This window comes from Kitasatospora sp. NPDC001603 (assembly GCF_040298365.1).
In the GTDB taxonomy this organism is placed as follows: Bacteria; Actinomycetota; Actinomycetes; order Streptomycetales; family Streptomycetaceae; genus Kitasatospora.
In genome coordinates this window covers 65,850-92,132 of sequence record NZ_JBEPAA010000034.1, presented here as the reverse complement: position 1 = coordinate 92,132, position 26,283 = coordinate 65,850, and the positions used below count along the sequence as shown (strand labels likewise).

27 protein-coding genes are annotated in these 26,283 nt (G+C 73.9%); 18 read left to right on the top strand and 9 right to left on the bottom strand.

What is annotated here, in order from left to right; all coding sequences use genetic code 11:
* Positions 1 to 127: 127 nt before the first annotated feature.
* The 13 genes from ABT263_RS21905 to hypE all read left to right on the top strand — a co-directional run bounded on the left by ABT263_RS21905 (position 128) and on the right by hypE (position 11,811).
* Positions 128 to 1,912, top strand: coding sequence for a nickel-dependent hydrogenase large subunit (locus ABT263_RS21905; protein ID WP_329486183.1), 1,785 nt, complete (start codon positions 128 to 130; stop codon positions 1,910 to 1,912).
* Positions 1,909 to 2,376 (top strand): NifU-related iron-sulfur-binding protein, encoded by a 468-nt coding sequence (locus ABT263_RS21900; RefSeq protein WP_352292395.1) that lies wholly within the window; start codon positions 1,909 to 1,911, stop codon positions 2,374 to 2,376. Before ABT263_RS21905 ends, ABT263_RS21900 begins: the two co-directional genes overlap by 4 nt.
* Positions 2,373 to 3,023 carry a DUF5947 family protein gene (locus ABT263_RS21895; RefSeq protein WP_352292393.1) on the top strand — a complete coding sequence of 217 codons (651 nt, stop codon included), beginning with the start codon at positions 2,373 to 2,375 and terminating at the stop codon, positions 3,021 to 3,023. Before ABT263_RS21900 ends, ABT263_RS21895 begins: the two co-directional genes overlap by 4 nt.
* Entirely contained in the window at positions 3,020 to 3,664 is a 645-nt protein-coding gene (locus ABT263_RS21890) for a DUF6084 family protein (protein ID WP_352292391.1), read from the top strand. The genes ABT263_RS21895 and ABT263_RS21890 overlap by 4 nt, the downstream gene beginning before the upstream one ends.
* On the top strand, positions 3,661 to 5,031 hold the full coding sequence (locus ABT263_RS21885; protein WP_352292389.1) for a hypothetical protein: 1,371 nt from the start codon (positions 3,661 to 3,663) through the stop codon (positions 5,029 to 5,031). Before ABT263_RS21890 ends, ABT263_RS21885 begins: the two co-directional genes overlap by 4 nt.
* Positions 5,028 to 5,537, top strand: a complete 510-nt coding sequence (locus tag ABT263_RS21880) for a hydrogenase maturation protease (protein WP_352292387.1) — start codon at positions 5,028 to 5,030, stop codon at positions 5,535 to 5,537. Before ABT263_RS21885 ends, ABT263_RS21880 begins: the two co-directional genes overlap by 4 nt.
* The gene (locus tag ABT263_RS38935; protein WP_502885840.1) at positions 5,531 to 5,635 is read left to right on the top strand and encodes a DUF6893 family small protein; all 105 of its coding nucleotides are present in this window, start codon (positions 5,531 to 5,533) and stop codon (positions 5,633 to 5,635) included. The genes ABT263_RS21880 and ABT263_RS38935 overlap by 7 nt, the downstream gene beginning before the upstream one ends.
* A gap of 119 nt (positions 5,636 to 5,754) precedes the next feature.
* The gene (hypA, locus tag ABT263_RS21875; protein WP_352292386.1) at positions 5,755 to 6,135 is read left to right on the top strand and encodes a hydrogenase maturation nickel metallochaperone HypA; all 381 of its coding nucleotides are present in this window, start codon (positions 5,755 to 5,757) and stop codon (positions 6,133 to 6,135) included.
* 5 nt (positions 6,136 to 6,140) lie between these two features.
* Complete coding sequence (gene hypB, locus ABT263_RS21870) at positions 6,141 to 6,944, top strand: hydrogenase nickel incorporation protein HypB (protein ID WP_352292384.1); 804 nt, start codon at positions 6,141 to 6,143, stop codon at positions 6,942 to 6,944.
* Positions 6,941 to 9,262, top strand: coding sequence for a carbamoyltransferase HypF (hypF, locus tag ABT263_RS21865; RefSeq protein ID WP_352292382.1), 2,322 nt, complete (start codon positions 6,941 to 6,943; stop codon positions 9,260 to 9,262). Before hypB ends, hypF begins: the two co-directional genes overlap by 4 nt.
* A gap of 14 nt (positions 9,263 to 9,276) precedes the next feature.
* Positions 9,277 to 9,564 carry a HypC/HybG/HupF family hydrogenase formation chaperone gene (locus tag ABT263_RS21860; protein WP_352292380.1) on the top strand — a complete coding sequence of 96 codons (288 nt, stop codon included), beginning with the start codon at positions 9,277 to 9,279 and terminating at the stop codon, positions 9,562 to 9,564.
* Positions 9,561 to 10,685 (top strand): hydrogenase formation protein HypD, encoded by a 1,125-nt coding sequence (hypD, locus tag ABT263_RS21855; RefSeq protein ID WP_352292378.1) that lies wholly within the window; start codon positions 9,561 to 9,563, stop codon positions 10,683 to 10,685. Before ABT263_RS21860 ends, hypD begins: the two co-directional genes overlap by 4 nt.
* 40 nt (positions 10,686 to 10,725) lie before the next feature.
* Positions 10,726 to 11,811, top strand: a complete 1,086-nt coding sequence (hypE, locus tag ABT263_RS21850; RefSeq protein ID WP_352292405.1) for a hydrogenase expression/formation protein HypE — start codon at positions 10,726 to 10,728, stop codon at positions 11,809 to 11,811.
* A gap of 164 nt (positions 11,812 to 11,975) precedes the next feature.
* On the opposite strand, the gene ABT263_RS21845 is transcribed toward hypE, so the two are convergent.
* Together ABT263_RS21845 and ABT263_RS21840 are read right to left on the bottom strand one after the other, a co-directional pair.
* The gene (locus tag ABT263_RS21845) at positions 11,976 to 12,431 is read right to left on the bottom strand and encodes a hypothetical protein (protein ID WP_352292376.1); all 456 of its coding nucleotides are present in this window, start codon (positions 12,429 to 12,431) and stop codon (positions 11,976 to 11,978) included.
* 245 nt (positions 12,432 to 12,676) lie between these two features.
* Positions 12,677 to 14,026 (bottom strand): M14 family metallopeptidase, encoded by a 1,350-nt coding sequence (locus ABT263_RS21840; protein WP_352292374.1) that lies wholly within the window; start codon positions 14,024 to 14,026, stop codon positions 12,677 to 12,679.
* Positions 14,027 to 14,212: 186 nt separating this feature from the next.
* Here ABT263_RS21840 and ABT263_RS21835 point away from each other — a divergent pair, with 186 nt between their 5' ends.
* Entirely contained in the window at positions 14,213 to 15,049 is an 837-nt protein-coding gene (locus ABT263_RS21835) for an ATP-grasp domain-containing protein (RefSeq protein WP_352292372.1), read from the top strand.
* Positions 15,050 to 15,104: 55 nt separating this feature from the next.
* Here the strand turns inward: ABT263_RS21835 and ABT263_RS21830 are convergent, their stop codons facing one another.
* Positions 15,105 to 16,151 (bottom strand): cytochrome P450, encoded by a 1,047-nt coding sequence (locus ABT263_RS21830; protein ID WP_352292370.1) that lies wholly within the window; start codon positions 16,149 to 16,151, stop codon positions 15,105 to 15,107.
* Positions 16,152 to 16,232: 81 nt separating this feature from the next.
* On the bottom strand, positions 16,233 to 16,310 hold the full coding sequence (locus ABT263_RS21825; protein WP_350540985.1) for a tryptorubin family RiPP precursor: 78 nt from the start codon (positions 16,308 to 16,310) through the stop codon (positions 16,233 to 16,235).
* 615 nt (positions 16,311 to 16,925) lie between these two features.
* Here ABT263_RS21825 and ABT263_RS21820 point away from each other — a divergent pair.
* Entirely contained in the window at positions 16,926 to 18,194 is a 1,269-nt protein-coding gene (locus ABT263_RS21820; RefSeq protein ID WP_352292368.1) for a serine hydrolase domain-containing protein, read from the top strand.
* Between the two features lie 46 nt (positions 18,195 to 18,240).
* On the opposite strand, the gene ABT263_RS21815 is transcribed toward ABT263_RS21820, so the two are convergent.
* From ABT263_RS21815 to ABT263_RS21795, 5 genes are all read right to left on the bottom strand, one after another.
* On the bottom strand, positions 18,241 to 19,236 hold the full coding sequence (locus tag ABT263_RS21815; protein ID WP_352292366.1) for an aldo/keto reductase: 996 nt from the start codon (positions 19,234 to 19,236) through the stop codon (positions 18,241 to 18,243).
* A gap of 117 nt (positions 19,237 to 19,353) precedes the next feature.
* Positions 19,354 to 19,683, bottom strand: a complete 330-nt coding sequence (locus ABT263_RS21810) for a hypothetical protein (protein ID WP_329486162.1) — start codon at positions 19,681 to 19,683, stop codon at positions 19,354 to 19,356.
* A 119-nt stretch (positions 19,684 to 19,802) separates the two neighbouring features.
* The gene (locus tag ABT263_RS21805) at positions 19,803 to 20,093 is read right to left on the bottom strand and encodes an SHOCT domain-containing protein (RefSeq protein ID WP_352292364.1); all 291 of its coding nucleotides are present in this window, start codon (positions 20,091 to 20,093) and stop codon (positions 19,803 to 19,805) included.
* A 52-nt stretch (positions 20,094 to 20,145) separates the two neighbouring features.
* Entirely contained in the window at positions 20,146 to 20,604 is a 459-nt protein-coding gene (locus ABT263_RS21800) for a DUF6325 family protein (protein ID WP_352292362.1), read from the bottom strand.
* Positions 20,605 to 20,790: 186 nt separating this feature from the next.
* Entirely contained in the window at positions 20,791 to 22,167 is a 1,377-nt protein-coding gene (locus ABT263_RS21795; protein ID WP_352292360.1) for a hypothetical protein, read from the bottom strand.
* A gap of 359 nt (positions 22,168 to 22,526) precedes the next feature.
* On the opposite strand from ABT263_RS21795, the gene ABT263_RS21790 reads away from it, so the two are divergent.
* From ABT263_RS21790 to ABT263_RS21780, 3 genes are all read left to right on the top strand, one after another.
* Positions 22,527 to 22,985: a DUF7144 family membrane protein gene (locus ABT263_RS21790; protein ID WP_502885839.1), complete on the top strand. Its 459-nt coding sequence runs from the start codon at positions 22,527 to 22,529 to the stop codon at positions 22,983 to 22,985.
* A 99-nt stretch (positions 22,986 to 23,084) separates the two neighbouring features.
* Positions 23,085 to 24,698: an MFS transporter gene (locus tag ABT263_RS21785; RefSeq protein WP_352292358.1), complete on the top strand. Its 1,614-nt coding sequence runs from the start codon at positions 23,085 to 23,087 to the stop codon at positions 24,696 to 24,698.
* A gap of 88 nt (positions 24,699 to 24,786) precedes the next feature.
* Positions 24,787 to 26,283, top strand: a complete 1,497-nt coding sequence (locus ABT263_RS21780) for an aminopeptidase P family protein (protein WP_502885838.1) — start codon at positions 24,787 to 24,789, stop codon at positions 26,281 to 26,283.

Genomic DNA, 26,283 nt, shown 5'->3' with positions numbered 1-26,283 from the left:
CCCGGGGCGCCCCCCCGCCCCCCCCCCCCCCCCGCCCCGGGGCCCCCGGGGGGGCCCCCCCCCCCCCGGGGGCCCCCCCCGCTCCGCCGCTGACCCTCCCCGCTTCCAGAAGGGCACGACAGACACGATGGCACCGACGACGAAGGCAGCCGGCGACGGCAGCGGCCTGGTGGAGATGTCCTGGGACCCGATCACCCGGATCGTGGGCAGCCTCGGCATCCACACGAAGATCGACTTCAAGCAGAAGAAGGTGGCGGAGTGCTACAGCACCTCGTCGGTCTTCCGCGGCTACAGCGTCTTCATGCGGGGCAAGGATCCGCGCGACGCGCACTTCATCACCAGCCGCATCTGCGGCATCTGCGGCGACAACCACGCCACCTGCTCCGTCTACGCGCAGAACATGGCGTACGGGGTGAAGCCGCCGCACCTCGGTGAGTGGATCATCAACCTCGGCGAGGCCGCCGAGTACATGTTCGACCACAACATCTTCCAGGAGAACCTGGTCGGGGTGGACTACTGCGAGAAGATGGTCCGCGAGACCAACCCCGGCGTCCTGGAGCTGGCCGAGCGCACCGCGGCCCCGCACGCCGGCGACCACGGGTACCGGACGATCGCCGACATCATGCGCTCGCTCAACCCGATCGAGGGCGAGTTCTACCGCGAGGCGCTGCAGGTCAGCCGCTACACCCGGGAGATGTTCTGCCTGATGGAGGGCCGCCACGTGCACCCCTCCACGCTCTACCCGGGCGGCGTCGGCACGGTGGCGACGGTCCAGCTCTTCACCGACTACCTGACCCGGCTGATGCGGTACGTGGAGTTCATGAAGAAGGTCGTGCCGCTCCACGACGACCTCTTCGACTTCTTCTACGAGGCGCTGCCCGGCTACGAGGAGGTCGGCCGGCGCCGCATCCTGCTCGGCTGCTGGGGGAGCCTCAACGACCCGGACCACTGCGACTTCACGTACCGGAACATGACCGACTGGGGCCGGAAGATGTTCGTCACCCCGGGCGTGGTCGTCGACGGCAAGCTGGTCACCAACGACCTGACCGAGATCAACCTCGGCATCCGCATCCTGCTCGGCAGCTCCTACTACGAGGACTGGGAGGGCAAGGAGCTCTTCGTCACCCACGACCCGCTGGGCAACCCGGTCGACCCCAGGCACCCCTGGAACCAGCACACCGTCCCCGCCCCGCAGAAGCGCGACTTCGACGACAAGTACAGCTGGGTGATGTCCCCCCGCTGGTTCGACGGCAAGGACCACCTCGCGCTCGACACCGGCGGCGGCCCGATCGCCCGCCTCTGGTCCACCGCGCTCTCCGGGCTGGTCGACATCGGCTACATCAAGGCCACCGGCCACAGCGTGCAGATCAACCTGCCGCGCTCGATGACCAAGCCGGAGACCACCTTCGAGTGGAAGATCCCGCGCTGGAGCAACGCCATCGAGCGCAACCGCGCCCGGACCTACTTCCAGGCCTACGCGGCCGCGGCGGCCCTGCACTTCGCGGAGAAGGCCCTCGCCGAGGTCCGGGCCGGGCGCAGCCAGACCTGGGAGCGCTTCGAGGTGCCGGACGAGTCGATCGGCTGCGGCTTCACCGAGGCCGTGCGCGGCGTGCTGTCACACCACATGGTGATCCGCGACGGCAAGATCGCCAACTACCACCCGTACCCGCCGACGCCGTGGAACGCCAGCGTCCGCGACAGCTACGGCACGCCCGGCCCGTACGAGGACGCGGTGCAGAACACGCCGATCTTCGAGGAGAACTCGCCGGAGAACTTCAAGGGCATCGACATCATGCGGGCCGTGCGCAGCTTCGACCCCTGTCTGCCCTGCGGCGTCCACATGTACGTCGGCGGCGGCCGGACCGTGCAGAAGATGCACGTGCCCACGGGCCTGAGCGGGCTCACCGCATGACGGCGGAGGAGACCGGGCTGCGGATCCAGGAGGCGCTGGACCAGCTGGCCGGCGGCGACGGGCAGGGGGCCGGCGAGCAGCTGGTCCGCGAGCTGATGGCCTTCTACGGGGACGGCCTCACCCGGCTCGTCCGGGCCCTGCCGCCGCAGACGCTGCGGCAGCTGCTGGACGACCAGGCGGTGGCCGGGCTGCTCGTCCTGCACGACCTGCACCCCGAGGACGTCACCGCCCGGATCGCCCGCGCGCTCGCCGCGCTGCCCGAGCCGGTCGAACTGCTCGGCTTCGACCCCGCGACCGGCACGCTGCGGCTGCGCCGGACCAGGAGCGGCTGCGGCTGCGGGGAGCAGGACGTCGAGGCCGTGCTGGCCTGTCACGCCCCCGAGGTGACGGCCGTGGAGCTGGAACGCGCGCCGCAGCTGCTGCAGATCGGCACCCGGCCGCCGGCCTCGGCGGAGGTGCGGTGAGCGCCCGTCAGCTCTCCCGCCCCGGCGCCGCCCTGCTGCGCCGGCTGCGCGAGCCCGCACCCCCGCAGCCGGAGCGCTGCGCCTTCTGCGGCCAGCAGCTCCCGCGGGAGCACCGGCACCTGGTGGACACCGAGGAGCAGTCCCTCACCTGTGTCTGCACGGCCTGCGGGCTGCTGTTCCAGCAGCCCGGCGCGGCCGGCGGCCGCTACCGCGGCGTGCCCGACCGCTACCTCGCCGAGTCGGACCACCGGTTCGGCGAGGAGCAGTGGGCGGCGCTCGGCATCCCGGTCGAGACGGCGTTCCTGTTCCGCAACGCCCGGCAGGACCGGCTGGTGCTGCTCTACCCCGGCCCGGGCGGTGCGACCGAGAGCGAACCGGACGAGGCCGACTGGCGGGCCGCGCTCGGCGCGAGCCGGCTCGCCGCCGAACTGGAGCCCGACGTCGAGGCGTTGCTGCTGCGGCACCCGGCGGCGAGCCCGGTCCAGTGCTTCCTGGTGCCGATCGACGTCTGCTACGAGCTGGTCGGCCGGCTGCGGCGGTGCTGGAAGGGCTTCGACGGCGGGGCCGAGGCCCGGGCCGAACTCGACGCCTTCTTCGCCCGGGTGGCCGCCCGGGCCCGCGCGCTCCAACCGGAGGGGGCCTCGTGACCGCGCTGTCCTTCGCCTGCACCGGCGTGCGGCCCGACCCCCACGCGGCCGGGCCGACGCTGGTCCTGCGGCTGCGGATCACCGCCCCCGAAGGGACCAGGGTGCACGCCCTGGCGCTCCGCTGCCAGCTGCGGATCGAACCCGCGCGGCGCTCCTACGGCGAGGCCGAGGGCGAGCGGCTGACCGACCTGTTCGGCGAGCGCTCCCGCTGGGGCGGCACGCTGCACCCGGTGCAGTTCGCCCAGGTGCCGCTGATGGTGCCCGGCTTCACCGGGGAGACCGAGGTGGACCTGCCCGTCCCGTGCACCTACGACATGGACGTGGCCTCCGCCCGCTACCTCGCGGCGCTGGACGGCGGCGACGTCCCGCTGCTGCTGCTCTTCTCCGGCACCGCGTTCACCGGCCCGGGCGGCTTCCAGGTGGCCCCGGTGCCCTGGGACCGGGAGGCGACGGTGCGGATGCCCGTGCGGGTGTGGCGGGAGATGATCGAGCAGCACTTCCCGGGCTGCGGGTGGCTGCGGCTGCCGGCCGAACTGATGGCGGAACTGCTCGCCTACCGCTCCCGGCGGGCCCTGCCGTCCTGGGACGCGACCGTGCGCGAGCTGCTCGACGCGGTCCGGACCGAGGAGGTCGCCCGGTGAACGCGAACGCCTTCACGGCCGAGACCGAGAGCCGGTTCGCGCAGGCCCGGCAGATCGCCGACGCCGTCCTCCTCGAGGGCTACGTGCTCTACCCCTACCGGGCCTCGGCGGCCAAGAACCGGCTGCGCTGGCAGTTCGGCGTCCTCGTCCCGCCCGGCTACGGCGAGGACAGCGGCGAGCACTCCCACCAGCGCACCGAGTGCCTGATCGAGCCGCGCCCCGGCGACCGGCTGGCGGTGGAGCTGCGGTTCCTCCGCGCGCAGCGGCGGACCGTCCAGCGCGCCACCCCCGGCGGCGGCTTCGAGCCGGTCGACGAGCTGGAGCTGGCCGACCGGGTGCTCGTCCCGTGGGACGAGGGCGTCGAGGAGCGCGTGGAACTCGTCCTCCCCGTCGACGAGCTGGCCGGCGACGGGGTCGTCCGGCCGTTCCGGCTGCCGGCCTGCGAGGAGCTGGAACTGCTCCGCGAGGACGGCGTGACGGTCGGCCGGCTGCTGCGCCGGCGCGAACAGGCCGACGGCGTCCTGCGGCTGACCGCCCGGGACGTCCCCGGACCGTACGAGGTGCGCAGGCTCGCGGTCGTGGTGGAGAACACCGCGCCGTGGCAGCCCGGGCCGGGCGACCGGCGGGAGGCGGCGCTGCCCCGCGCGCTGGTCTCGGCGCACCTGCTGCTCGGCCTCGACCGGGGCACCTTCCTGTCCGTGACGGACCCGCCCGAATGGGCGAAGGCGGCCGTGGCCGAGTGCCGCAACGAGCACACCTGGCCGGTGCTGGCCGGCCCGCCCGGGCGCGACCAGGTGCTGCTCTCCTCGCCGATCATCCTGGAGGACCATCCGCTGGTCGCCCCGGAGAGCCTCGGCGCGCTCTACGACGCGACCGAGATCGACGAGATCCTCGCCCTGCGGACGGCGGCGCTGACCGAGCGCGAGAAGCGCGAGGCCCGGGGCACGGACGAGCGGGCGGGCGCCGTGATCGACCTCGCCGAGTCGATGCCCCCGGAGGTCCTGGAGCGGCTGCACGGCGCCGTCCGGGGCCTGCGCGAGATCACCGGGTCGACCGCCGAGCAGCCCTGGTGGGACCCGGGCAACGACCCGGAGGTGGACCCGGACCGGGACCGGGTGGTGGTCGACGGCCGCGAGGTCGGGGCCGGCAGCCGCGTCCTGCTCCGGCCCGGCCGGCGGCGCACCGACGCCCAGGACCTCTTCCTGCACGGGCGGACCGCCGTGGTCGAGGCCGTGCTGCACGACGTCGACGGCTCGGTGCACCTCGCCGTCACGGTCGAGGACGACCCGGGCGCGGACCTGTGGCGCGCCCAGGGCCGGTTCCGGTACTTCCAGCCGGACGAGGTCACCCCGCTGGAGGAGTCGTGAGCACGGGCCGGGTGCTGGTGGCCGGGGTGGGCAACATCTTCCTCGGTGACGACGGGTTCGGGGTGGAGACGGTCCGGCGGCTGGCCGGGCACCCGCTGCCGGCCGACGTCGAGCTGGTGGACATCGGGGTGCGCGGAGTGCACCTGGCCTACCAGCTGCTGGACGGCTACCGGACGCTCGTGCTGGTCGACGCCACCGCGCGCGGAGGCGAGCCGGGCACGGTGTACCTGATCGAGGCGGACGCCGGCCCGGTGGAGGCGCCCGTCATGGACGGGCACCGGATGGGGCCGGACGCCGTGCTCGCGCTGCTCGCCACGCTGGCCGCCGGGACGGGCGGATCCGCGCCCGAGCGGGTGCTCGTGGTGGGGTGCGAGCCGGAGTCACTGGAGGAGGGCATCGGGCTCAGTGCCCCGGTGGCCGCAGCCGTCGAGGAGGCGGTCGAAGTGGTCCTGCGGATCGTCGGATCGGACGCGCAGGCGCAGAGAGAGGCGTCATCACCATGCTGAAGAACCTGCTGTGCGCGGCCGGCGCGGCCGCGGTCGTGGCCCTGCTCTGGCAGAGCCTGCCCGACCTGAAGCGCTACCTGCGGATCCTGCGGATGTGAGGCCCGATTGCGGCGAACGGTGTACTCCGGGCGCGGTGGCGGCGCGGCTGCGGCCGAGGCCGCCACCGCGCCCTTGTAATGAAGCCTGTCGCCTCCGGCGAGGGGAGGGAGTGGGCCCGATGCACGAGATGTCGATCGCGACGGCCGTCGTCGAGCAGGTGGACGCGGCAGCCCGGCAGCACGGGGCGGTCGCGGTGGAGACGGTGCGCCTCCAGGTCGGCGAACTCGCCGGGGTGGTGCCCTCCGCGCTGGACTTCTGCTTCGAACTGGCCTGCGCCGGAACGCTGGTGGAGGGCGCGAAGCTGGAGACCGAGGCCGTCGCGGCGCGTGCCAGGTGCACCCCGTGCGGCGTCGAGTGGGCCGTGGGCATGCCGCCCGACCTCGGGTGTCCGCGCTGTGGCGGCGCCCGGGTCGAGCTGCTCGCGGGCCGGGAGTTGCAGATCCTCGGCGTCCAGTGGGCCGAGCGCCCGGTGGGTGCGTCGGCCGACCAGGAAGGCTGAAACCGATGTGTCGCACGGTGGAACTCCGGCAGGCGGTCCTCGCCCGCAACGACGACGGCGCCCGCGAGCTGCGCGCCGAACTCGCCGCGCGCGGCACCGTCGTGGTGAACCTGCTGTCCAGCCCCGGTAGCGGGAAGACGGCACTGCTGGAGGCCGAACTCGGGCTGGCCCGGGCCCGCGGCGTGCCGGTGGCCGCGCTCACCGCGGACCTCGCCACCGAGAACGACGCCCGGCGGCTGGCCCGTTCGGGCGCGCCGGTGAAGCAGGTGCTCACCGACGGGCTGTGCCACCTGGAGACGGCGATGCTCCGCGAGCACCTGGCGGGCTGGCTGCCGCCGGACACCCGGCTGCTCTTCGTCGAGAACGTCGGCAACCTGGTCTGCCCGGCCTCCTACGACCTCGGCGAATCCCTGCGGGTGGTGCTCGCCTCCGTCACGGAGGGCGAGGACAAGCCGCTCAAGTACCCGACGGCCTTCGGGCTGGCGAACCTGGTGCTGGTGACCAAGGCCGACCTCGCGGCGGCGGCGGAGTTCGACGAGGCCGCGTTCCTGGCGAGCGTCGCGCGCGTCAACCCGGGAGTGGAGGTGCTGTTCACCTCCGTCCGGACCGGGCAGGGGGCAGGGGTGCTGCTGGACCGGGCGCTCGCGGTGCTGGACGGCGCCGAGGCCCACCGGCCGGTGATGGCCGGCGCCCCGGGGCACGGGCACTCCCCCGGGCACCCGCACGCGCACGGGCCGGGTGAGGGGCACCACCACGGGGACGACGGCGCGCACGCGCATCCGCACGCCCCGGTGGCGGAACGGCCGTGACGGCCGGTCGGCCGGCGGCCGGGCCGCAGCGGCGCCGGGTCGCCGTCCGCGGCCTCGTCCAGGGCGTCGGGTTCCGGCCGTTCGTCTTCACGCTCGCCGCCGAGCTCGGCCTGGCCGGCACCGTCACCAACACCGGGGACGGCGTGCTGGCCGAGGTCGAGGGGCCGCCGGAGTCGGTGGACGCGTTCTGCCGCCGGGTCGCCACCGACGCGCCGCCGCTGGCGCGGGTCGCCTCGGTCGAGCACGAGGCGCTGGCCCTCACCGGCGCGGCCGGGTTCGCCATCACCCCCTCCAGGACCGACGGCACCCGCCGCACACTGATCCCGCCCGACACCGCGACCTGCGCGGACTGCCTCGCCGAACTCGCCGACCCCGGCGACCGCCGCTACCGGCACCCGTTCATCAGCTGCACCAACTGCGGCCCCCGGCACACCATCGTGACCGGTCTGCCGTACGACCGGGCCAACACCACGATGGCCGGCTTCCCGCTCTGCCCGGACTGCGAGCGGGAGTACACCGACCCGGCCGACCGGCGCTTCCACGCCCAGCCGCTCTGCTGCCACGCGTGCGGACCGAGGCTCGCCCTGGTCGTGCCCGGGCTGCCGTCGCTCGACGGCGAGGCGGCGCTCACCGAGGCCCGGCGGCTGCTCGCCGACGGCGCGATCCTGGCCGTCAAGGGCATCGGCGGCTACCACCTGGCCTGCGACGCGCTGAACGAGCGGAGCGTGGCGCGGCTGCGCCGGCGCAAGCGGCGCGGCGCCAAGCCCTTCGCGCTGATGGCGCGCGACCTCGCCGAGATCGCGCCGCTGCTCCGCCCCGACCCGGTCGAGGAGGAACTGCTCACCGGCGCCGTCCGGCCGATCGTCCTGCTACGCCGCCTGGGGCCGCTGCCGGCGGCGCTGGAGGCGGTGGCGCCGCGCAGCCCCGACCTCGGGGTGATGCTCCCCTACACCCCCCTGCACCAGCTGCTGATCGCCCCGCCCGGCCCCGGGCTGCTCGTGATGACCAGCGCCAACCTCTCCGGCGAACCGGTCGTGACGGAGGACCGGGACGCGTTCGCCCGGCTCGCGCCGCTGGTCGACGCCTGGCTGACGCACGACCGGCCGATCCACGTCCCGTGCGAGGACTCGGTGGTGCGGGTGGTGGACGGCGAGCAGCTGCCGATCCGGCGCTCGCGCGGCCACGCGCCGCTGCCGCTGCCGCTCCCGGCCCCCGTCCGGCCCGTGCTGGCCGTCGGCGGCGACCTCAAGAACACCTTCGCGCTGGCCCAGGACGGCTACGCCTGGCTGTCCGGCCACATCGGGGACATGGACGACCTCGCCACCCTGGAGGCCTTCGACCGGGCGGTGGCCCATCTCGGCGCGGTCACCGGCGTCCGGCCCGAGCTGGTGGCAGTGGACCGCCACCCCGGCTACCGGTCCGTGCGGCACGCCCGGAGCACCGCCGGCGGGCGGGAGGTGCGGGCGGTGCAGCACCACCACGCCCACGTCGCCTCGGTGATGGCCGAACACGGACTCGACGGCGGCCGGCCCGTCCTGGGGGTCGCCTTCGACGGCACCGGCTTCGGTGACGACGGTGCGGTGTGGGGCGGCGAGGTCCTGCTGGCCGACTACGACGGCTACCGCCGCCTCGCCCACCTCGTCTATGTCCCGCTGCCGGGCGGGGACGCGGCGGTGGCGCGGCCCTACCGGACGGCGCTCGCCCAGCTGTTCGCGGCCGGGCTCCCGTGGGCGCCCGAGCTGCCACCCGTCCTGGCCTGCCCGGAGAACGAACGGCGGGTACTGAAGCGGCAGTTGGAGCGTTCGCTGAACTGTGCGCCGACCTCCAGCATGGGGCGGCTGTTCGACGCGGTGTCCGCCCTCGCCGGGATCTGCCAGCGGGTCGAGTACGAGGCGCAGGCGGCGATCGAGCTGGAGGGCGCGGCGCTGGCGCACGGCCCGGCCGAGGGGGCCTACGCCTTCGGGCTGCGGCCGGTGGACGGGACGCTGGTCGCCGACCCGGCGCCGGTGCTGGCCGCGGTGGTGGCCGACCTGGCCGCCGGCGCCCCGGCCGGCCTGATCGCGGCGCGCTTCCACGACGCGGTCGCGGGGCTGGTCCGCCGGGTCTGCGCGGTGGCCCGGGAGGAGCACGGGACCGGGACGGTCGCGCTGACCGGCGGGGTCTTCGCCAACGCGCTGCTGTCCTCGGCCTGCGCGGAGGGCCTGCGGGCGGACGGATTCACCGTGTTGCGGCACCGCCGGGTGCCGCCCAACGACGGAGGGCTGGCGCTCGGGCAGCTGATGGTGGCCGCCCGGGCCGCCGGCCCGGCCGCCATCTGAGAGGAGAGACCCGGATGTGTCTGGCGGTGCCCGGAAGAGTGGTGGAGATCGCGGAACGCGACGGAGCCAGGATGGCGGTCGTCGACTTCGGCGGAGTCGTCAAGGACGTGTGCCTGGAGTACCTGCCGGACCTGCGGGTGGGTGAGTACGCCATCGTGCACGTCGGGTTCGCGCTGCAGCGCCTGGACGAGGAGTCGGCCCGCCGGACGCTGGAGCTCTTCGCCGAGATCGGCCTGCTGCAGGAGGAGTTCGGCGATCCGTGGGAAGCGGCGGCCGCGGCCGTACGGGAGGAGCAGCAGTGAAGTACCTGGAGGACTTCCAGAACCCGGAGCTGGCGGCCGGCCTGCTCGCGGACATCAGGGCGACGGTCACCAGGCCGTGGGCGCTGATGGAGGTGTGCGGCGGGCAGACGCACACCATCATCCGGCAGGGGATCGACCAACTCCTCCCGGATGAGGTCGAGTTGATCCACGGCCCGGGCTGCCCGGTCTGTGTCACCCCGCTGGAGGTGATCGACCGGGCGCTGGCGATCGCGGCCCGGCCCGAGGTGATCTTCTGCTCGTTCGGCGACATGCTCCGGGTGCCGGGCAGCGACCGCGACCTCTTCCGGGTCCGGAGCGAGGGCGGTGACGTCCGGGTGGTCTACTCGCCGCTCGACGCGCTGAAGGTCGCCCGGGAGAACCCGCACCGCGAGGTCGTCTTCTTCGGCATCGGCTTCGAGACCACCGCTCCGCCCAACGCGATGGCCGTCCACCAGGCCCGGAAGCAGGGGCTGCGCAACTTCAGCATGCTCGTCTCGCACGTCCGGGTGCCCCCGGCCATCGAGGCCATCATGACCTCGCCGGACTGCCGGGTGCAGGGCTTCCTGGCCGCCGGGCACGTCTGCAGCGTGATGGGCACCGGCGAGTACCCCGAACTGGCCGAGCGCCACCGGGTGCCGATCGTGGTCACCGGCTTCGAGCCGCTCGACATCCTGGAGGGGATCCGGCGCACCGTGCGGCAGTTGGAGCGCGGCGAGCACACCGTGGGGAACGCCTACGCCCGGGCCGTCCGCCCGGAGGGCAACCCGGCGGCCCGGGCCATGCTGGAGGACGTCTTCGAGGTGGCCGACCGGGCCTGGCGCGGGATCGGGGTGATCCCGCGGAGCGGCTGGCGGCTCTCCCCGCGCTACCGCGACCACGACGCCGAGTACCGCTTCGACGTCACCGGCATCACCACCCGCGAGCCGGCGCAGTGCCGCAGCGGGGAGGTCCTCCAGGGGCTGCTGAAGCCCGACCAGTGCGAGGCCTTCGGCACCACCTGCACTCCGCGCACCCCGCTCGGCGCCACCATGGTGTCCAGCGAGGGGGCCTGCGCCGCGTACTACCTCTACCGCCGGCTGAGCACGCCGGCCGTTCCCCGGGAGGCGAGCCCCGTTGGCTGAGGCCGAGGTCCTGACCGGGTCGGGCGCCGTGCCGGTCGCCGTGCCCTCCGAGGCGCCGTCCGAGGCGCCGTCCGAGGCGCCGGACTTCTCCGGGTGGAGCTGCCCGCTGCCGCTGCGCGACCACCCCCGGGTGTTGATGGGGCACGGGGGCGGCGGCGCGATGTCGGCCGAGCTGGTGGAGAACATCTTCGTCCCGGCCTTCGGCGGCGTCGCGCTCGCCGCCCTCGGGGACTCCGCCGTGCTGGAGCTCGGCGGAGCGAGGCTCGCCTTCTCCACCGACTCCTACGTCGTGCGGCCGCTGTTCTTCCCCGGCGGCAGCATCGGGGACCTCGCCGTCAACGGGACGGTCAACGACCTCGCGATGAGCGGGGCCCGGGCGGCCTACCTGTCCTGCGGGTTCATCCTGGAGGAGGGCGTGGAGATGGCCGTGGTGGACCGGGTCGCCCGGGCGCTCGGGGCTGCCGCGCGGTTGGCCGGGGTGGAGGTCGCCACCGGTGACACCAAGGTCGTCGAGGCCGGTCACGGCGACGGCGTCTACCTCAACACCGCCGGCATCGGCCTCGTCCCGGCCGGGGTGGACATCAGGCCGCAGCGGGCCGCCCCCGGGGACGTGGTGATCGTCAGCGGGGAGATCGGGCTGCACGGGGTCGCGATCATGAGCGTGCGCGAGGGCCTGGAGTTCGGCGTGGAGATCGAGAGCGACTGCGCCGCGCTCGGCGGCCTGGTGGACGCGATGCTGGCGGTCACCCCGGACCTGCACGTGCTGCGCGACCCCACCCGGGGCGGCCTGGCCGCGGCGCTCAACGAGATCGCGGCGGCGGCCGGGGTGGGCGTCAGGATCGGCGAACGTGCCGTGCCGGTGCCGCCGCAGGTCGCCAACGCCTGTGCGGTGCTGGGCCTCGACCCGATGTACGTCGCCAACGAGGGCAAGCTGGTGGCCTTCGTGCCGCGCGAGCAGGCGGACGCGGTGCTCGCCGCGATGCGGGCGCACCCGCTGGGCGCGGGAGCGACCGTGATCGGCGAGTGCGTGGCGGAGCACCCCGGCATGGTCGTCGCCCGCACGGCGCTCGGCGGCACCCGGGTGGTCGACCTGCCGATGGGCGAGCAACTGCCGCGCATCTGTTAGGTCCTGAGGGCTGGCCTGGCTCGCTCCGGCCAGGCTCGGCGGGCCCGGCCGGGTGTGCGCCCGGCCGGGCCCGGTCATGTCCGCCGGGCGCACCGGCGAAGGGCCGGACCGGTGGGGGCCCACCCGCCGGTGGGCCCCCACCGGTCCGTCCGGCTGCCGCACCGTCAGCAGGTGACCGGGACCTCGGTGGTGACGGGCCTGGCGGGCCAGCCGGCGGACGAGACCGCGAACGAGGCCCGCACGGTGGAGCCGCACGGCACCGTGCCGCGCACGCCCTCGACCAGCACCGACCGGCTCTGGAAGGTCAGCGTCTGCCGCGTCGTCCCGAGGGTGATCCCGCCGGCGACGCTGCCGGTCAGGACCGCCTCGACCTCCGTCGGCCGGGGGAGCGGGCTGCCGGGGCTCGGCGGGCCGGCCAGGCCGATGTGGCCGGTGAACTCGATGCTGTCGCCGCTCACGGTGGCGCACACCTTGGTCGCCAGCCCGGCCTGCAGACCGTAGTTGTCGCAGATCACCGTGGGGGCGTCGGCGACGGTTGCCGCACCGGCCGGAGCCGCGACGACCGGAACCGTACCCAGGGCGACCGCTGCGGCGGCCGTCGTCAGGATCTTGCGAGTCATGGGAAGCCTTCTCCTGTGTGAAGGGGACTCCTGGGCGGTCCAGGAGCTCGTTGCAATGTGATATTGCACTATGCTCCTTGAGCTGAGGCATCGTCAAATTGAACGGGAGACGACGAGTTGGCATGGAGGATGTTCGTCCGGAACGCGCACCGTCCGCGCGGGTGGAGCCCGGAGCCGCCCCCGCCGACGCCGGGACGCCGCACCGGCCGGGTCCGTGAGGCCCCGGCCGGTGCGGCGTCCGCGGTTCAGGAGGCGATGCCGCAGTACTGCTGCTGCTTGCCGATCGCGCGGTACATGCAGTCGGCGGTCTCCACCAGGCGCAGCACCGCCTCGCGGTTGCGGCTGGTCTCGCGCCCGATCACCTCGTCGGGCGGGTAGAAGCCGCTGCTGCCGTTCGGACCGGGGTACATCTCGAAGGTGTAGGCGAAGACCCGCTGGGTGCCCCACAGCCAGTCGTCGATCGAGCCGTCGGTGATGTACAGGTCGCTCGACTGCTCGGGGGTGTAGCCGTTGGTGCCGGCCATGGCCCGGCCGAAGGTCGCAAAGGTGTTGTACTCGTCGGCCGTCATCCCGGTGGCGGTGTTGGCCGTGGTCCAGCCGAACGGCCAGAGCACCAGCTGGCTGTAGGTGTGGAAGTCGATGGCGGCGGTGATCTGCTGCTTGCCGCCGACCACGCGGGTGCGGACGAAGTCGGCGACCACCTTGGTCTCCTTGGCGGACTCCGGGGCGGCGCCCCGGTAGGTCTCGTTGGAGGTGGAGCCGGAGGAGCCGCCGCAGCAGCCCCACTTGTAGTCCCAGTTGCGGTTCAGGTCGGTGCCCACGCTGCTGCTGCCCGCGTTGGGCTGGCGGTCCTTGCGCCAGCTGCGGTAGCGGCCGGTGGCGATGTCGTACTCGCCGCCGTCCGGGTTGAGGTCGGGGATCACCCAGATCTCCCGGCTGTTGACGGCGTTGGCGATCCGGCTGTCGGTGGCGTACTTGTCGCCGAACTCGTGGAGCAGGTACAGCGACATCTCGACGGTGAGGTGCTCGCGGGCGTGCTGGTGGGCGGTGAACAGCACTTCGGGTTCGTTCTCGTCGGTGCCGACGTTGTCGCTGATCTTGACGGCGACGATCGGCCGGCCCTCGTACGAGGTGCCGATGACCCGCTTGCTCATGATGTCGGGGTGCGCCGCCACGACGGCGTCGATGTCGGCGGTGGCCTCCGCGTAGTTGTGGTACCCGGAGTCGGCGGACGGGAAGTCGTACACCGCGGCGCCGACGCCCGGTGTGCCGGCCCCGTCGCCGTACACCGGCTCCGGGAGCGGGCTGGGGGACCAGCCGAGCGCCCGCAGCCGGTCGGCCTCGGCGGCGGTCGCGGTGACCACCACGGAATCGGAGCGCACGGCGTCGACGGACGCGCCGGTGGCGGCGACGGCGGTGCGTTCGGCGACGGTGCGGGGGCCGTCGAGGACGTACTGCCGGGCGGAGTCGGGGGCCGCGGCCGGGCCGGCGGTGACCGGCTGGGCGGCGACCTGGACGGTGAGCGGGGAGGCGAGCGCGAGAGCCAGCACGGCGGCGGCGACCGCGGCGGGCTTCCCTCGGCGGGGCAGTCGCATGACTGTCCTCCTGTGGGGGGTCCGTAGGGACGGAACGGGGAGGAGGTGCGGCGCGCGCCAGCACGATGGTGCGCCGATGTCATGGATTCGTCAAGGAGTCGGGCGGCCACCGGTGCCCGGGGCCCCCGGCCGGGCCCGGACCGGCCGGTGGGTATGTTGGGCCGCCACCGACCGAGGAGCCGCCACGTGCCCGCCCGCCCCAGCGTTCTGTTCGTGACCGACCTCGCCTACCAGGCCCGGGGCCGGCGGTACTGCGACGAGGACATCCGGCTCTCCGCCCGGCTCCGGGCCGACTTCGACATCGCGCTCTGCCACCCCTTGGACGCGGCCGCGCTGATGGACGGCTTCGACGCCGTGCTGGTCCGCAACAGCGGCCCCGTCCTGCACTACCAGGAGCGGCACGAGGCCTTCCGGGCCGCGGCCGAAGCACGCGGCACCCGGGTCTACAACCCGCTCACCGGGCGCGGAGACATGGCCGGCAAGCAGTACCTGCTGGACCTCACCGAGGCCGGGCACCCGGTGATCCCCACCGTCGACCGGCCCGAGGACCTGGACCGCCTGCCCGGCTGCGCCCAGTACGCCGTCAAGCCGAAGGCCGGCGCCGACTCCATCGGCCTGGCCTTCGTCGACCCGGACGGACTGTCCGGCCTCGCGTACGGCGACATCCTCGTCCAGCCGCGCGTCGACTTCCGCTACGAGGTGTCCTTCTACTTCGTCGACGACGCCTTCCAGTACGCGCTGTACGCGCCGGATCCCGAGCGGCGCTGGATCCTGGAGCCGTACCACCCCACGGACGCGGACCTCGCCTTCGCCCGGGGGTTCATCGACTGGAACACGCTCGACCACGGGATCCAGCGGGTGGACGCCTGCCGCGCCCCGGAGGGGGAACTGCTGCTGGTCGAGCTGGAGGACCTCAACCCCTACCTGTCGCTGGACCGCGTGGCCGAACCGGTCCGGGAGGCCTTCGCCACCGCCCTGACGGCCTCGCTGCACCGGTTCCTGGCCGGCGCGCCCCGGGGCTGAGGCGGGCGGCCCGTGCCGTCCGGGACCGGGAGGGACCGGGCCCGGACGGCACGGCTCAGCGCCGGACCAGCCGGACGTCGGAGACTTCGAGCAGGCCGTCGAGTTCGACCTTGCCGACGGTCTGCTCCGGGTTCACCACGAGACCGTCCCGGCGCACGATGTCGAGGAGCCGTTCGGCCAGCGGCATCACCATGTGCCGGCCCCAGCAGCGCTCGTTCACATGGCCGAACGGGAGGTACCCGGGGTGGTCGTCGGGGTCGAGGTCGGCCCAGCGCTCAGGGCGGTAGCTGTCCGGGTCCTCCCAGAGCCGCGGGTCGCGGTGGCTCACCAGCGGGAGGATCAGCAGGTCGTCCTTGGCCCCGATCCGGTCGTCCACCGCGGTGAACTCGGGGGAGGCCATCCGCAGGATGTTCCAGGACGGCGGCAGCAGCCGGAGGGACTCCAGCAGGACGTCCCGGTTCGACACGCCGTCCTCGAAAGGCGAACCGAGCCAGAGCGCGTTCGTCACGAGGGCGGACACGGTGAAACAGATCGGGGCGGCGACCCGCCGGTAGAGGTACATCGCATACCGGCGGTCGTCATAGCTCTCGGCGTCCAGCACGCGGGCCGCCAGATTGGACAGCGGGATTTCCGTGCCGGGCTTTCCGAGCATGGCGGTGCCGGCCGCGACGGCCGCCCAGGTCAATTTCGGCGTGAGTTCCAGGCGGCGGTCCACCAGGACGCGGAAACGGAAACTCTCCCGGCCGAAGACGAGATCCCGGAGATAGACGTGCGCGACGTGCGGCCACTTCCCGGTGAGGTCGACCTCGTCGCCGAGGGGCTTCTTCAGCGCCGCGCGGACGTCGGCGGAGACGGCCTGCATGAGCGCGGACGCGTCCGTCCGGGTGACGGACCGGCCCTGGACGGGCTTGAAGGTCGGGCGCTCGGAGTCGTTCGCGGGCCGGCTGCGGAGCAGGCTGTCCATCAGGTCGGCGCCGGCGACCCCGATGGTGTCGTGCTCCAGACGGAAGAGGTCCGCCCCGCGGTACCTGCGGAGAAGTTCCTCGATCCGCGGTGCGAAGACGGTGGCCCGGGCGCTCCTGCCGGTACTGGACATGGACATCGGTGAACTCCAAGGGTGAAAGGCACGGGCCCGGTGAGACGAGTGCTCACCGGGCCCGTGCCCGGTAGACGAACTACCCGACTAGATCCAGCCGTACCACGCGTAGGCCTTCAGGCTCTTCTCCGGCATGACCTTCTTCACGAAGTGGACGAGCTTCATGGCAGTACCTCCGTCTGACGGTGAACAGGACGAATCATGCAAAGGCTCGACGGGTGTGCGGTGATTACTCGCTGAATTCCGCGATCCGCTTTCTCGTCGCCCCGAAGTCAAGCCCGGGGCCAATAGAGCGTCAAGTGACACAGCTCACTCGCCGGTCCGGCGGGCCGGTGGGTTTCACGGCCGACTGCTGCCGATTGCCGGCGGAAGGGGCGGAATGGTCCGACTCGGGCGGATCGTGCCCATCGGAGACGTTGCGTGGCGGGGGCGGCCGGGCTTCCGCGCAGGTCGCGGCCCTGCTCCGGGTGGCGGTCGGGTGAACGGGGGGCGTCCGGCGCCCGGCGGGGCGAGGGCGGTCCGCCGCATACGGAGGGCCGACCGAACGTTAGGTTTGCCCGTTCGGGCAAGGCGGGTGCCCCTGTGTGCCGGAGCGCGCCCGCAGGGTGGGCGGCGCGCTGTCATGGCATCGTCACCGACCGTCGACCGAGGGTCGGTCCACATGCTCCGGCGCGCGACCCGAGTGGTGACGGACAGTCAACATCTGTCACGCAGAGGAGATATGATCTTGGTCTGCGCGGACCCGCCGCGCGGGATGCCAACGAGACAGGGGACTTGTCGATGGTGACGATCGGGCTCACGCGTGCCGGAGCACTGGCGGCCGCCGCGCTGATGACGACCGCCCTCGGGACGGGGGCGGCCGCCGCGGCGCCGCGGGCCGCCGCACCGCCCCTCCCGGACACCACCGCCGTGCGGACCGCACTGCGGAACACCCTGGACGCGGGCGCCCCCGGCGCCTTCGCGGTGATCAGGGACCACGGCCCGGGCGAGCGCGAATGGTCGCTGACGATGGGCAAGGCCGACCTCGGCGGCGCCTCGATGAGGGCGGACCGGCAGTTCCGGGTGGGCAGCAACAGCAAGATGTTCGCCGCCGTGCTCGTGATGCGCCTGGCCGAACAGGGGCTCGTCGACCTGGACAGGCCGCTGCGCGACTACCTGCCGCCGGGCACCCTGCCCGAGGGCTGGACGATGACCGGCCGCCAGGTGATGCAGCACCGCGCGGGCATCTACGACCACACCGACGACCTGCTCGAACAGAACGGCGAGGAGACCACGAGCGCCTTCGAGGCGCGCATCCGCAACACCGTGTACGCACCGCGGGACTTGGTGGCGCTCTCCGTCAAGCACGGCGTGCGGAGCGCCCCGGGGGCGGCGTACGCGTACTCCAACACGGACTACGTCCTGATGGGGATGGCGGTCGAGCACCTCACCGGCCGGGCCTACGCCGACGTGCTGCGCGAGCAGATCATCGAGCCGCTGAAGCTGCGGCAGACCTCCTTCGTGGTGCCCGAGAAGCGCATCGCGGGCCCGCACATCACCGGCTACCTGACCAACGACGACCGCGCCAAGCCGTTGCTGGACTCCACCGAGCAGACCGCGTCCTGGCTGTGGAGCGCCGGCGGCGTCATCTCCTCCGCCGCCGACATGGACCGCTTCCTCACCGCGCTGGTCGCGGGCCGCGCCGGGGGGCTCGTCTCGGACGACTCGCTGCGGCAGCTGACCGCCGTCCTCCCCACGCCCACGGCGAAGGTCGGCTACGGACTCGGGATCCGCCAGATCGCGCTCTCCTGCGGGACCGTCCTCGGCCACGGAGGCATCGTCCAGGGCTTCCAGACCCAGAGCTTCGTCACCCCCGACGGCCGGCGCAGCGTGGTGGTGTTCGCCAACGCCTCCAACAACGGGGCCGTCACGACGGGGCTGATGAGCGCGCTGGAGCCGGCCTTCTGCGGAGAGCGGCCCGCCGCCCCGGCGGCCCGGACCGCGCCGGCCGCGGCCGGCGGCGGCGCGTCGGACCGCGTCGTCCCGGTGGTGGAGGACACCCGCGTCTGACCGGCCGCGGGCCCGGGCCGGCTGCGGCGGCCCGCCCGGCCCGGGCTCACTCCCAGGGCAGCGCGGCGCGGCTGCGCCAGTACGCCTCCGCGGGCTCGGCGAGCACGGTGAGCGCGGCGAGGTCCGCAGCGGCGAGGTCGAGCCCGGCCGCGGTGAGGTTGGAGGCCAGCTGCTCCGTGGTGGCCGCGCCGGAGAGCACGATGTCGGCCCAGGGCCGGGCGGCGGCCGCGGCGAGGGCGAGCGCGTCGCAGGAGGCGCCGGTGCGGGCGGCCAGCTCGCGCAGCGCGGCGGTCCCGGGCCCGGTCGCGTTGCGGTCGGCGAGCCGGCCGTTGGCCATGCCCTCCTTGACCACCACCAGCCAGCCCGCCGCGTGCGCCTCGGCCAGGGCGGGCCCGGCGGACGGCTCCAGCAGGTTCCAGGTGGACTGGACGGCGGCGAACAGCGGCCGCCCCGCCACGGTCGCCTCCAGGGCCGCCCGGACGGTGGCGGCCTGCGCCGGTCCGCTGGTGGACAGGCCGATCCGGACGCCCTCGGCGGCCAGCGCCGCCAGCCGCTCGTGCAGCGCCCGGTCGCCGAGCGCCGGGCTGTCGGGGGTGACCGAGTGCACCAGGTACACCTGCGGCAGGCCACCCAACAGCTGCCTGGTCTCCTCGATCTGACGGTCGAACACCGCCGTCGAGTGCTCCTTGACCTCGTGCACCGGCACCCCGGAGGCCCGCCAGTCGGCGGTGTAGGTGTAACCCCACTTGCTGCCGATCACGACCTCGGGCGCGAGCCGCGGCCGGGCGGCGAGCCACCCGCCGACGAACTCCTCGGCGCGGCCGTAGGAGCGGGCGGTGTCGAAGTAGCGCACCCCCGCCGCGTAGGCGGCGTCGAGCAGGTCGTGCGTCCGCTCCCGCATCGCCTCGACGGTGCGCCCGGCCGGCAGGTCGAGCTCGCGCCCGAGCGTGATGTAGCCGGGCCGCCCGACGGCGGCGGTGCCCAGGCCGAACCGCGCGAGTGACGGTGCGGCGGCTGGTCCGGTGGCGGGTGCGGTCGGCATGGGCGGGGTCCCTTCGGCGGTCCGGGCGCGGCGGCGGTGGTCCGCCACCCGCATCCGAACCCTAACTTCCGCCGGGGGAGCACCTCCGACCTGGCCCGACGCCGGCCGTCGGCGCCGTCAGCCGTACCAGGAGACCTCGGTCGGTCCGGCCCGGCGCGGCACCTCGCGTTCGGGCATCGGCAGCCGGGTGTCGCCGTCGACCAGGGTGGCGGACGGGGCGCCGCGGACCGCGCCGGGCAGTTCGGCCTCGACGGTGACCGGGCGCGGCGGGGTGGTGGGCAGCGTGGTGCTGAGCGGGCACACCTGGGCGTGGTGGCCGGGGATCCGCTCGGCGGCGACCTCCTTGCCGTCGACCAGCAGCTCCACCGCCCGGGTGCCGCCCAGGTGGATGCCGACGGTGACCGAGCAGCCGGCGTACTCGCAGTGGAAGTGGTACTCGCGGCTCATGGGACCGCCTCCCTGTCGCGGCAGACCGGGGTTCACCGGCTGCGTCGGGGCACCGGCCGGGGCGAAGGCGCCCCCGCGGTGGCCGCCGGCCCGGTGGCCCCGGGCCGGCGCCGCCGGTGTCAGGAGCCGAGCAGACGGGACTTCTGGGCCGCGAACTCGGCGTCGGTGAGCACGCCCTGGTTCTTGAGCTCGGCCAGTTGCTTGAGCTGGTCGAGCCGGGTGGCCATGTCGTCGGGCTCGGCGGCCGGCGCGGCGGCCGCCGCCGGTGGGGCGGCGGGCTGGGCCTGGGGCTGCGGCGCCTCCTGCTGGGCCCAGCGGCCGGCCTGCCGCCGGGAGACCCGGTTGGAGACGGCGGTCGCCGTTCCGGCGACGACGGCGGTTCGGGCGACGCCGCGAAGGAGTCCTGGCATGGCGAAACCTCCTTGACCTTCGGGGTGGGGCGAGCGGACGGGCAGGGCGGGTTCAGCGTCCGTCCTTGCCCTCGGCCGCTTCGAGGGAGGCGAGGATCGCCTGGACCGGGATGCGGCCGTCCGCGACCAGCCGCGCCCCGCTGCGCCGGAGGGCGGCGGCCAGCGGGCCGGCCCAGACGTTCTCGTAGACGAGGACGGCGGCGGAGCTGCCCGGCTCCAGGACGGCGGCGGCGTCGGCGAGGTCCTCCTCGTCGAGCAGGCCGGAGGAGACGCCGTCGAAGACGGCGAGGTCGAGCAGGCCGTCACCGGTGAGGTCGGCGAGTTCCAGGCCGGTGACCGAGCCGTCCGTCTCCTTGCGGACGAAGGTCAGGTCGAGGATCCGGATGATGCCCCGGTCGACCAGGTCGACCAGCAGTGGCAGTCCTTCCCCGGTCATCCGGCTGCCGGGGAACTCGACGACGATGTAGTCGATCGGTCCGGTCTCGTTCAGCTCGTTCAGCTCGTCGCTCATGTCGGGTCCTCTCCGGTCGGCCGGGCGGAGGCTGTCGGCCGATGCCGTGGCGGTACGCGCCCGCGAGGGCGGCGCGCGGCGGACGGCGTCCGCCGCGGGCGGCTCCCGCTCCTGCCATTCCAGCAGTGCCCGCCGCACCGCGCATCCCGGCCCGGCGGGGCGGTCCGTGGGCCGGGCGGCGGGCGCTCAGGCGTGGGTCGGCGGCCCGGTACCGGAGACGGTGCCGGGCCCGGGGCCCGGGGCTCCGTCCGGGCCGGTGACGGTGCCCGGGCCCGGGCCGGTGTCGAGGAACTCCCGGATCAGGAAGGCGAGCAGGACCACCAGGGTGATCCACAGGACCACCGCCGTGGTCGGGTAGTTCCAGGTGGCCAGGACGACCGCCGCCACGGCGAGGATCAGGGCGCCGATCCACCGCTTGAACCGGTGGACGAACGGGCCGACCGGGCCCAGCCGCATCCCGATGCCGAACAGGACCTCGCGCAGGGCGTCGACCATCCGGCGGCAGGCGGTGCGGATCGCGACGGCGGCGCGGGACGGCCCGATCAGGAGCGCGCCCAGGGCGGTGACGACGGCCACCGCGAAGACCACCCGGATGCTCGCGCGCATGAACCGGATCAGGGTGTCGTACACGGCGCCCGCGGCGGCCTGGTTCGCGCCCGGTGGCAGGCGGTCGAGGTAGTACGCGCGGAAGACGGTCAGGACGATGCCGAGCAGCAGCATGGCGAGCGCAACGCCGACGGCCGCGCCGACCAGGCCGCGGCGCCGGTTGGAGGGGAGGAAGACGCCGCCGGCGGCCACCAGGACGGTCACCACCGGGAGCCACGAGCCCATGATCTCCAGCAGCCGGAAGTACGTCTTGACCTTGCCGATGTCCTCGGACTGGAAGACCACGAAGTCGGTGTGGACCTCCGGGATCTTGGAAGCGATCCCGAGGCCGGCGTCCACCAGCTCGGTCTTCACCTTCGCCACGATCGGCGCGATGTCGATGCCGACCTGATTGTTGGTCAGCGTCACCGCGCCGCCGCCCTTGCCGGTGAGGGCCTTGTCGAGGGCGGTGTGGATCAGCCGGTTGGCGTCGACCCAGATCGACTCGAAGGCACTGCTGGTCACCACCCGGTCGACGGTGGTGTGCACCAGGTCGTTGAGGCCGCTGGTGATGGGCCCGCTCAGACCGCCGATCAGGGTCGCGAGCGGGGCCGGCACGCCCTGCTCGGCGGCCGCGTCGGAGAGCTGCTTGACCAGCCCGTTCACGTCGATCTGGTCCAGGACGACCTGGGTGACCCGGGTGGTGACGGCGTCCTGCACCGCCGGATCGGTGGCCAGTGGCGCGACCGTGGAGACGTAGCGGTCGGTGTTGCCGACGATGTCGCTCGTCCAGACCGCGAGGACGGAGATCAGCGAGAGCAGCGACGCGATGACGATGACCACCACGGATCCGGAGGTCCGCAGCCGGTGGTGTTCCCGGTGGCGGGGCGGGGCGGTGCGCTCCAGCGCGGCGATCCGGGCCTTCAGGTGCTCGACCTCGTCCGGCGGTTGCGGCGCGGGCCTCGGTGGTGGTTCCACCGCAGGTCGTGTCGGTGGCTCCGGGGCGGCGGCAGCCGGCGGCGGAGCAGGGTGCGGAGGCCGGTCGCCGGGCGGTTCGGCGCCGTTCGCTCCGGTGGGATCCGCTCCGGAATCCGTCGGGGCCATCGCACTCTCCCTGGGGTCGGACGCTTGCCCCGCCGGGGAGCGCACGTGGTGACAGCTCCTCCCCAGCAGAGCCGCGCACGCCCCGGCCCACCAGCGGGAACGGCCGTACGGGTGGCGGCCGGGGCTCCGGCACGGGGCGCGCCCGCGGCGGGGGTGTGGAACGCTGGAACGTGGAGCCGCCGCCGGGTCCGGACCCATGGGCCTGCCGGCTCCCCGAGAGTTCGGAGGCCCTCATGGCCGGCAATCTCAACCCGCCCCAGCCGCCGCCCACCGGCGCCGATCCGGCACCGCCCGCGCGCTCCTCGGGGCACCTGCTGCGATCCGGGTGGATCGTGCTCGCGGGGATCCTGATGGTCTTCGGCGGGACGATGGCGATCTTCGAGGGGATCGCGGCCATCGCCAAGGACGACCTGTTCGTCCGGACGAACGACTACGTGTTCCGCTTCAACCTGACCGGCTGGGGCTGGATCCACCTCATCCTCGGCCTCCTCGTCGTGCTGGCCGGGGTCATGGTGTTCACCGGAGCCGTCTGGGCGCGCGCCGTCGGCGTCGTCCTGGCGGGGTTCAGCCTGATCGCCAACTTCCTCTGGCTGCCGTACTACCCGTTCTGGGCCATCGTGCTGATCGCCGTGAACATCTTCATCATCTGGGCCCTGTGCGCGGGGACGCTGCGCGGGCGGGACGTGGTCTGACCCCGGGTGCGGCGCGCCCGGCGCGCCGCACCGCCGACCCGGTCCGACCGGCCGCCTCCCGGGTGGCCGCGTCCCGCCGCCGCTGCGACGATGCGGCCCATGGCACCCAGCACAGGCACTTCCTCCGCGGTCGGCGGGTTCGTCCTGCCGACCCTCGCGGCCGGCCAGTTCCTGATGGCGCTCGACAGCTCCGTCATGAACGTCTCCATCGCGACGGTGGCCGACGACGTCGGGACGACGGTGGCCGGGATCCAGGGAGCCATCACGGCGTACACGCTCGTGATGGCGATGTTCATGATCCCGGGCGGCAAGGTCGGGAAGCTCATCGGCCGGCGACGGGCGTTCATGATCGGCTGCGTCATCTACGGCTGCGGTTCCCTGACCACCTCGCTCGCCCCCGACCTGGCCGTGCTGCTGTTCGGCTGGTCCTTCCTGGAGGGGGTCGGGGCGGCCCTCATCCTCCCGGCGATCGTGGCACTGGTGGCCGGCAACTTCGCCGCCGGGCGCCGACCGGCCGCCTACGGGTTCGTCGCCGCGGCGGGGGCGGTGGCGATCGCGCTGGGGCCGCTCATCGGCGGTGTCGCGACGACGTACTTCTCCTGGCGCTGGGTCTTCGCCGGCGAGGTCGTCATCGTCCTCGCCATCCTGGTGTTCGCCCGCCGGCTCGCCGACGCCCCGCCCGCCGACCGGGCCGGGCTCGACCTGGTCGGCGCCCTGCTGTCCGCGCTCGGGCTCGGGGTCTTCGTGTTCGGGGTGCTGCGCTCCAGCTCCTGGGGGTGGTTCGTGCCCAAGCCGGGTGCGCCCGGCTGGCTCGGCATCTCGCTCACCGTGTGGCTGCTGCTGGCCGGTGTGCTGCTGATCCGGCTCTTCCTGCACTGGGAGACGCGCGTCGTGGAGCGCGGCGGGGAGCCGCTCATCGACCCGGACCTGCTCGGCAACCGCCGGCTCACCGGCGGTCTGACGATGTTCTTCTTCCAGTACTTCATCCAGATGGGCGTGTTCTTCGTCGTCCCGCTCTACCTGTCCGTCGCCCTCGGCCTGTCCGCCCTGCGGACCGGCGTCTGGCTGCTGCCGCTCTCGCTGACGCTGCTGGCCGCCGCGGTCCTGATCCCGCGCCTGTTCCCGGACGTCTCACCGCGCAGGGTGGTACGGCTGGGGACGCTGGCCCTGCTCGCGGGCGCCGTCACCCTGCTCGCCGCGCTCGACGCGGACGCGGGTGCGGAGATCGTCACCCTGCCCCTGCTGCTGATCGGCCTCGGGATGGGCGCGATGGCCTCGCAGCTCGGCGCGGTCACCGTGTCGGCCGTCCCGGACGAGCAGAGCGCGGAGGTCGGCGGCATCCAGAACGCCGTGACCAACCTCGGGTCCTCGATCGGTACCGCGCTCGCCGGGTCGATCATGATCGCCGCCCTGACGGCCTCGTTCCTGACCGCCGTCGAGCAGAACCCGGCGGTCCCGGCCGAGGTCGCGGACCGGGCGGCCGTCCAACTGGAGAGCGGCGCGCCCTTCCTGTCGGACGTCCAGCTCACGGCGGCGCTGGACGAGGCGGGCACGAGCCCGGAGGTCGCGCGGGCGGCCCTCGACGCCAACGCGGCCGCTCGGCTGGACGGTCTGCGGGCGGCCCTCGCGATCCTCGCCCTGACCGCCGTCGTGGCGCTGTTCTTCACCCAGCGGATTCCGACCGTCCAGTCCGGCCGTGAGACGCCGGTGTAGCCCCGGGCGTCTCCTCGGGGTACGGGGGCTTCTGCCCGGAGGTATGGATGCGTGACATGTGAAATGGTAGTTTCCCCGTGCGGCCGACATGCGGCCGACGTGCAGCGGGCGTGCGGCGGACTACGGCGAGCGGAGACGACGGGTGGAGCAGCAGGGCGGGACGCGCGGAGCCGGGGCGCAGGACCGCGCGGTGCCGGCCGCGCAGGCCGAGTGGTTCCACCACGGCTGGGCCGACACCGGGACGACGCTGCCGCTGCTGCCCGGTGCGGCCTTCGCCGCCGCGCGGCGCGCGGCGCTCTCCGAGCGGTTCCCCGGGGAGCGGATCGTCGTCCCCTCGGGCGGGCTCAAGGTCCGCAGCAACGACTTCGACCACACCTTCCGGCCGCATTCCGCGTTCGTCCACCTCACCGCGGAGCAGGGCACGAGTGCCGTCCCCGACAGCGTCCTCCTCTTCGAGCCCACCGGGACCGGGCACGAGGTCACCCTGTTCACCCGGCCGCGGTCGCCGCGCGACGGCGGGCCGAACGGCGCCGAGTTCCACAGCAGCCGCCGGCACGGCGAGTTCTGGGTCGGCCGGCGCCGGACGCTGTCGGAGACCGCCGACGCGATCGGTGTCCGGGCCGCCGCCCGGGACGACCTGGAGCGGGCGCTCGCCGGACACGTCCCGACCCGGGCGGTGCGCGGCGAGGACGCGCTCGTCGACGCACTGGTCCGGCCGGCCCACCGGGCGGAGGCCGAACTGCTGACCTTCCTCGCGGAGTCACGGCTGGTCAAGGACGCCTGGGAGGTCGAGCAGCTGCGCACGGCCGTCCGGTCCACGGTGGCCGGGTTCCACGACGTGGTCGGCGAGCTGCGCCATGCCACGGGCCTCGCGCGGGGCGAGCGCTGGATCGAGGGCACCTTCAACCGCCGCGCCCGGCTGGACGGTTACGGCCTGGGCTTCGAGACCATCGCGGCGGCCGGCGCGCACGCCTGCGTCCTGCACTGGATGCACAACGACGGCCCGGTGCGGGACGGCGACCTCCTCCTGCTGGACGCCGGGGTCGAGGCCGACTCCTTCTACACCGGCGACGTCACCCGGACGCTGCCGGTCTCCGGCCACTACACCGATGTCCAGCGCCGGGTGTACGACCTGGTCTTCGCCGCCCAGTCGGCGGGGATCGCGGCCCTGCGGCCCGGCGCCCGCTACGGGGCCTTCCACGACGCGGCGATGCGCGTGATCGCGGAAGGGCTCGACGCCTGGGGCCTGGCACCGGACGGCGGGCCGTCCCTCGCCGAGTCCGGCCGGTACCGCCGCTTCACCGTCTGCGGCTCGGGGCACATGCTGGGCCTGGACTGCCACGACTGCACCGGTGCCCGCGGCCAGGCCTACCTGGACGGCGCCCTGGAGGCCGGCCAGGTGCTGACCGTCGAGCCCGGACTGTACTTCCAGCCCGACGATCTGACCGTCCCCGAGGAACTGCGCGGGATCGGCGTCCGGATCGAGGACGACTTCCTGATCACTACCGACGGCGCGCAGTGGCTGTCCTCGGGCCTGCCGCGCCAGGCGGACGAGGTCGAGGCCTGGATGGCGTCGTTGCGGTAG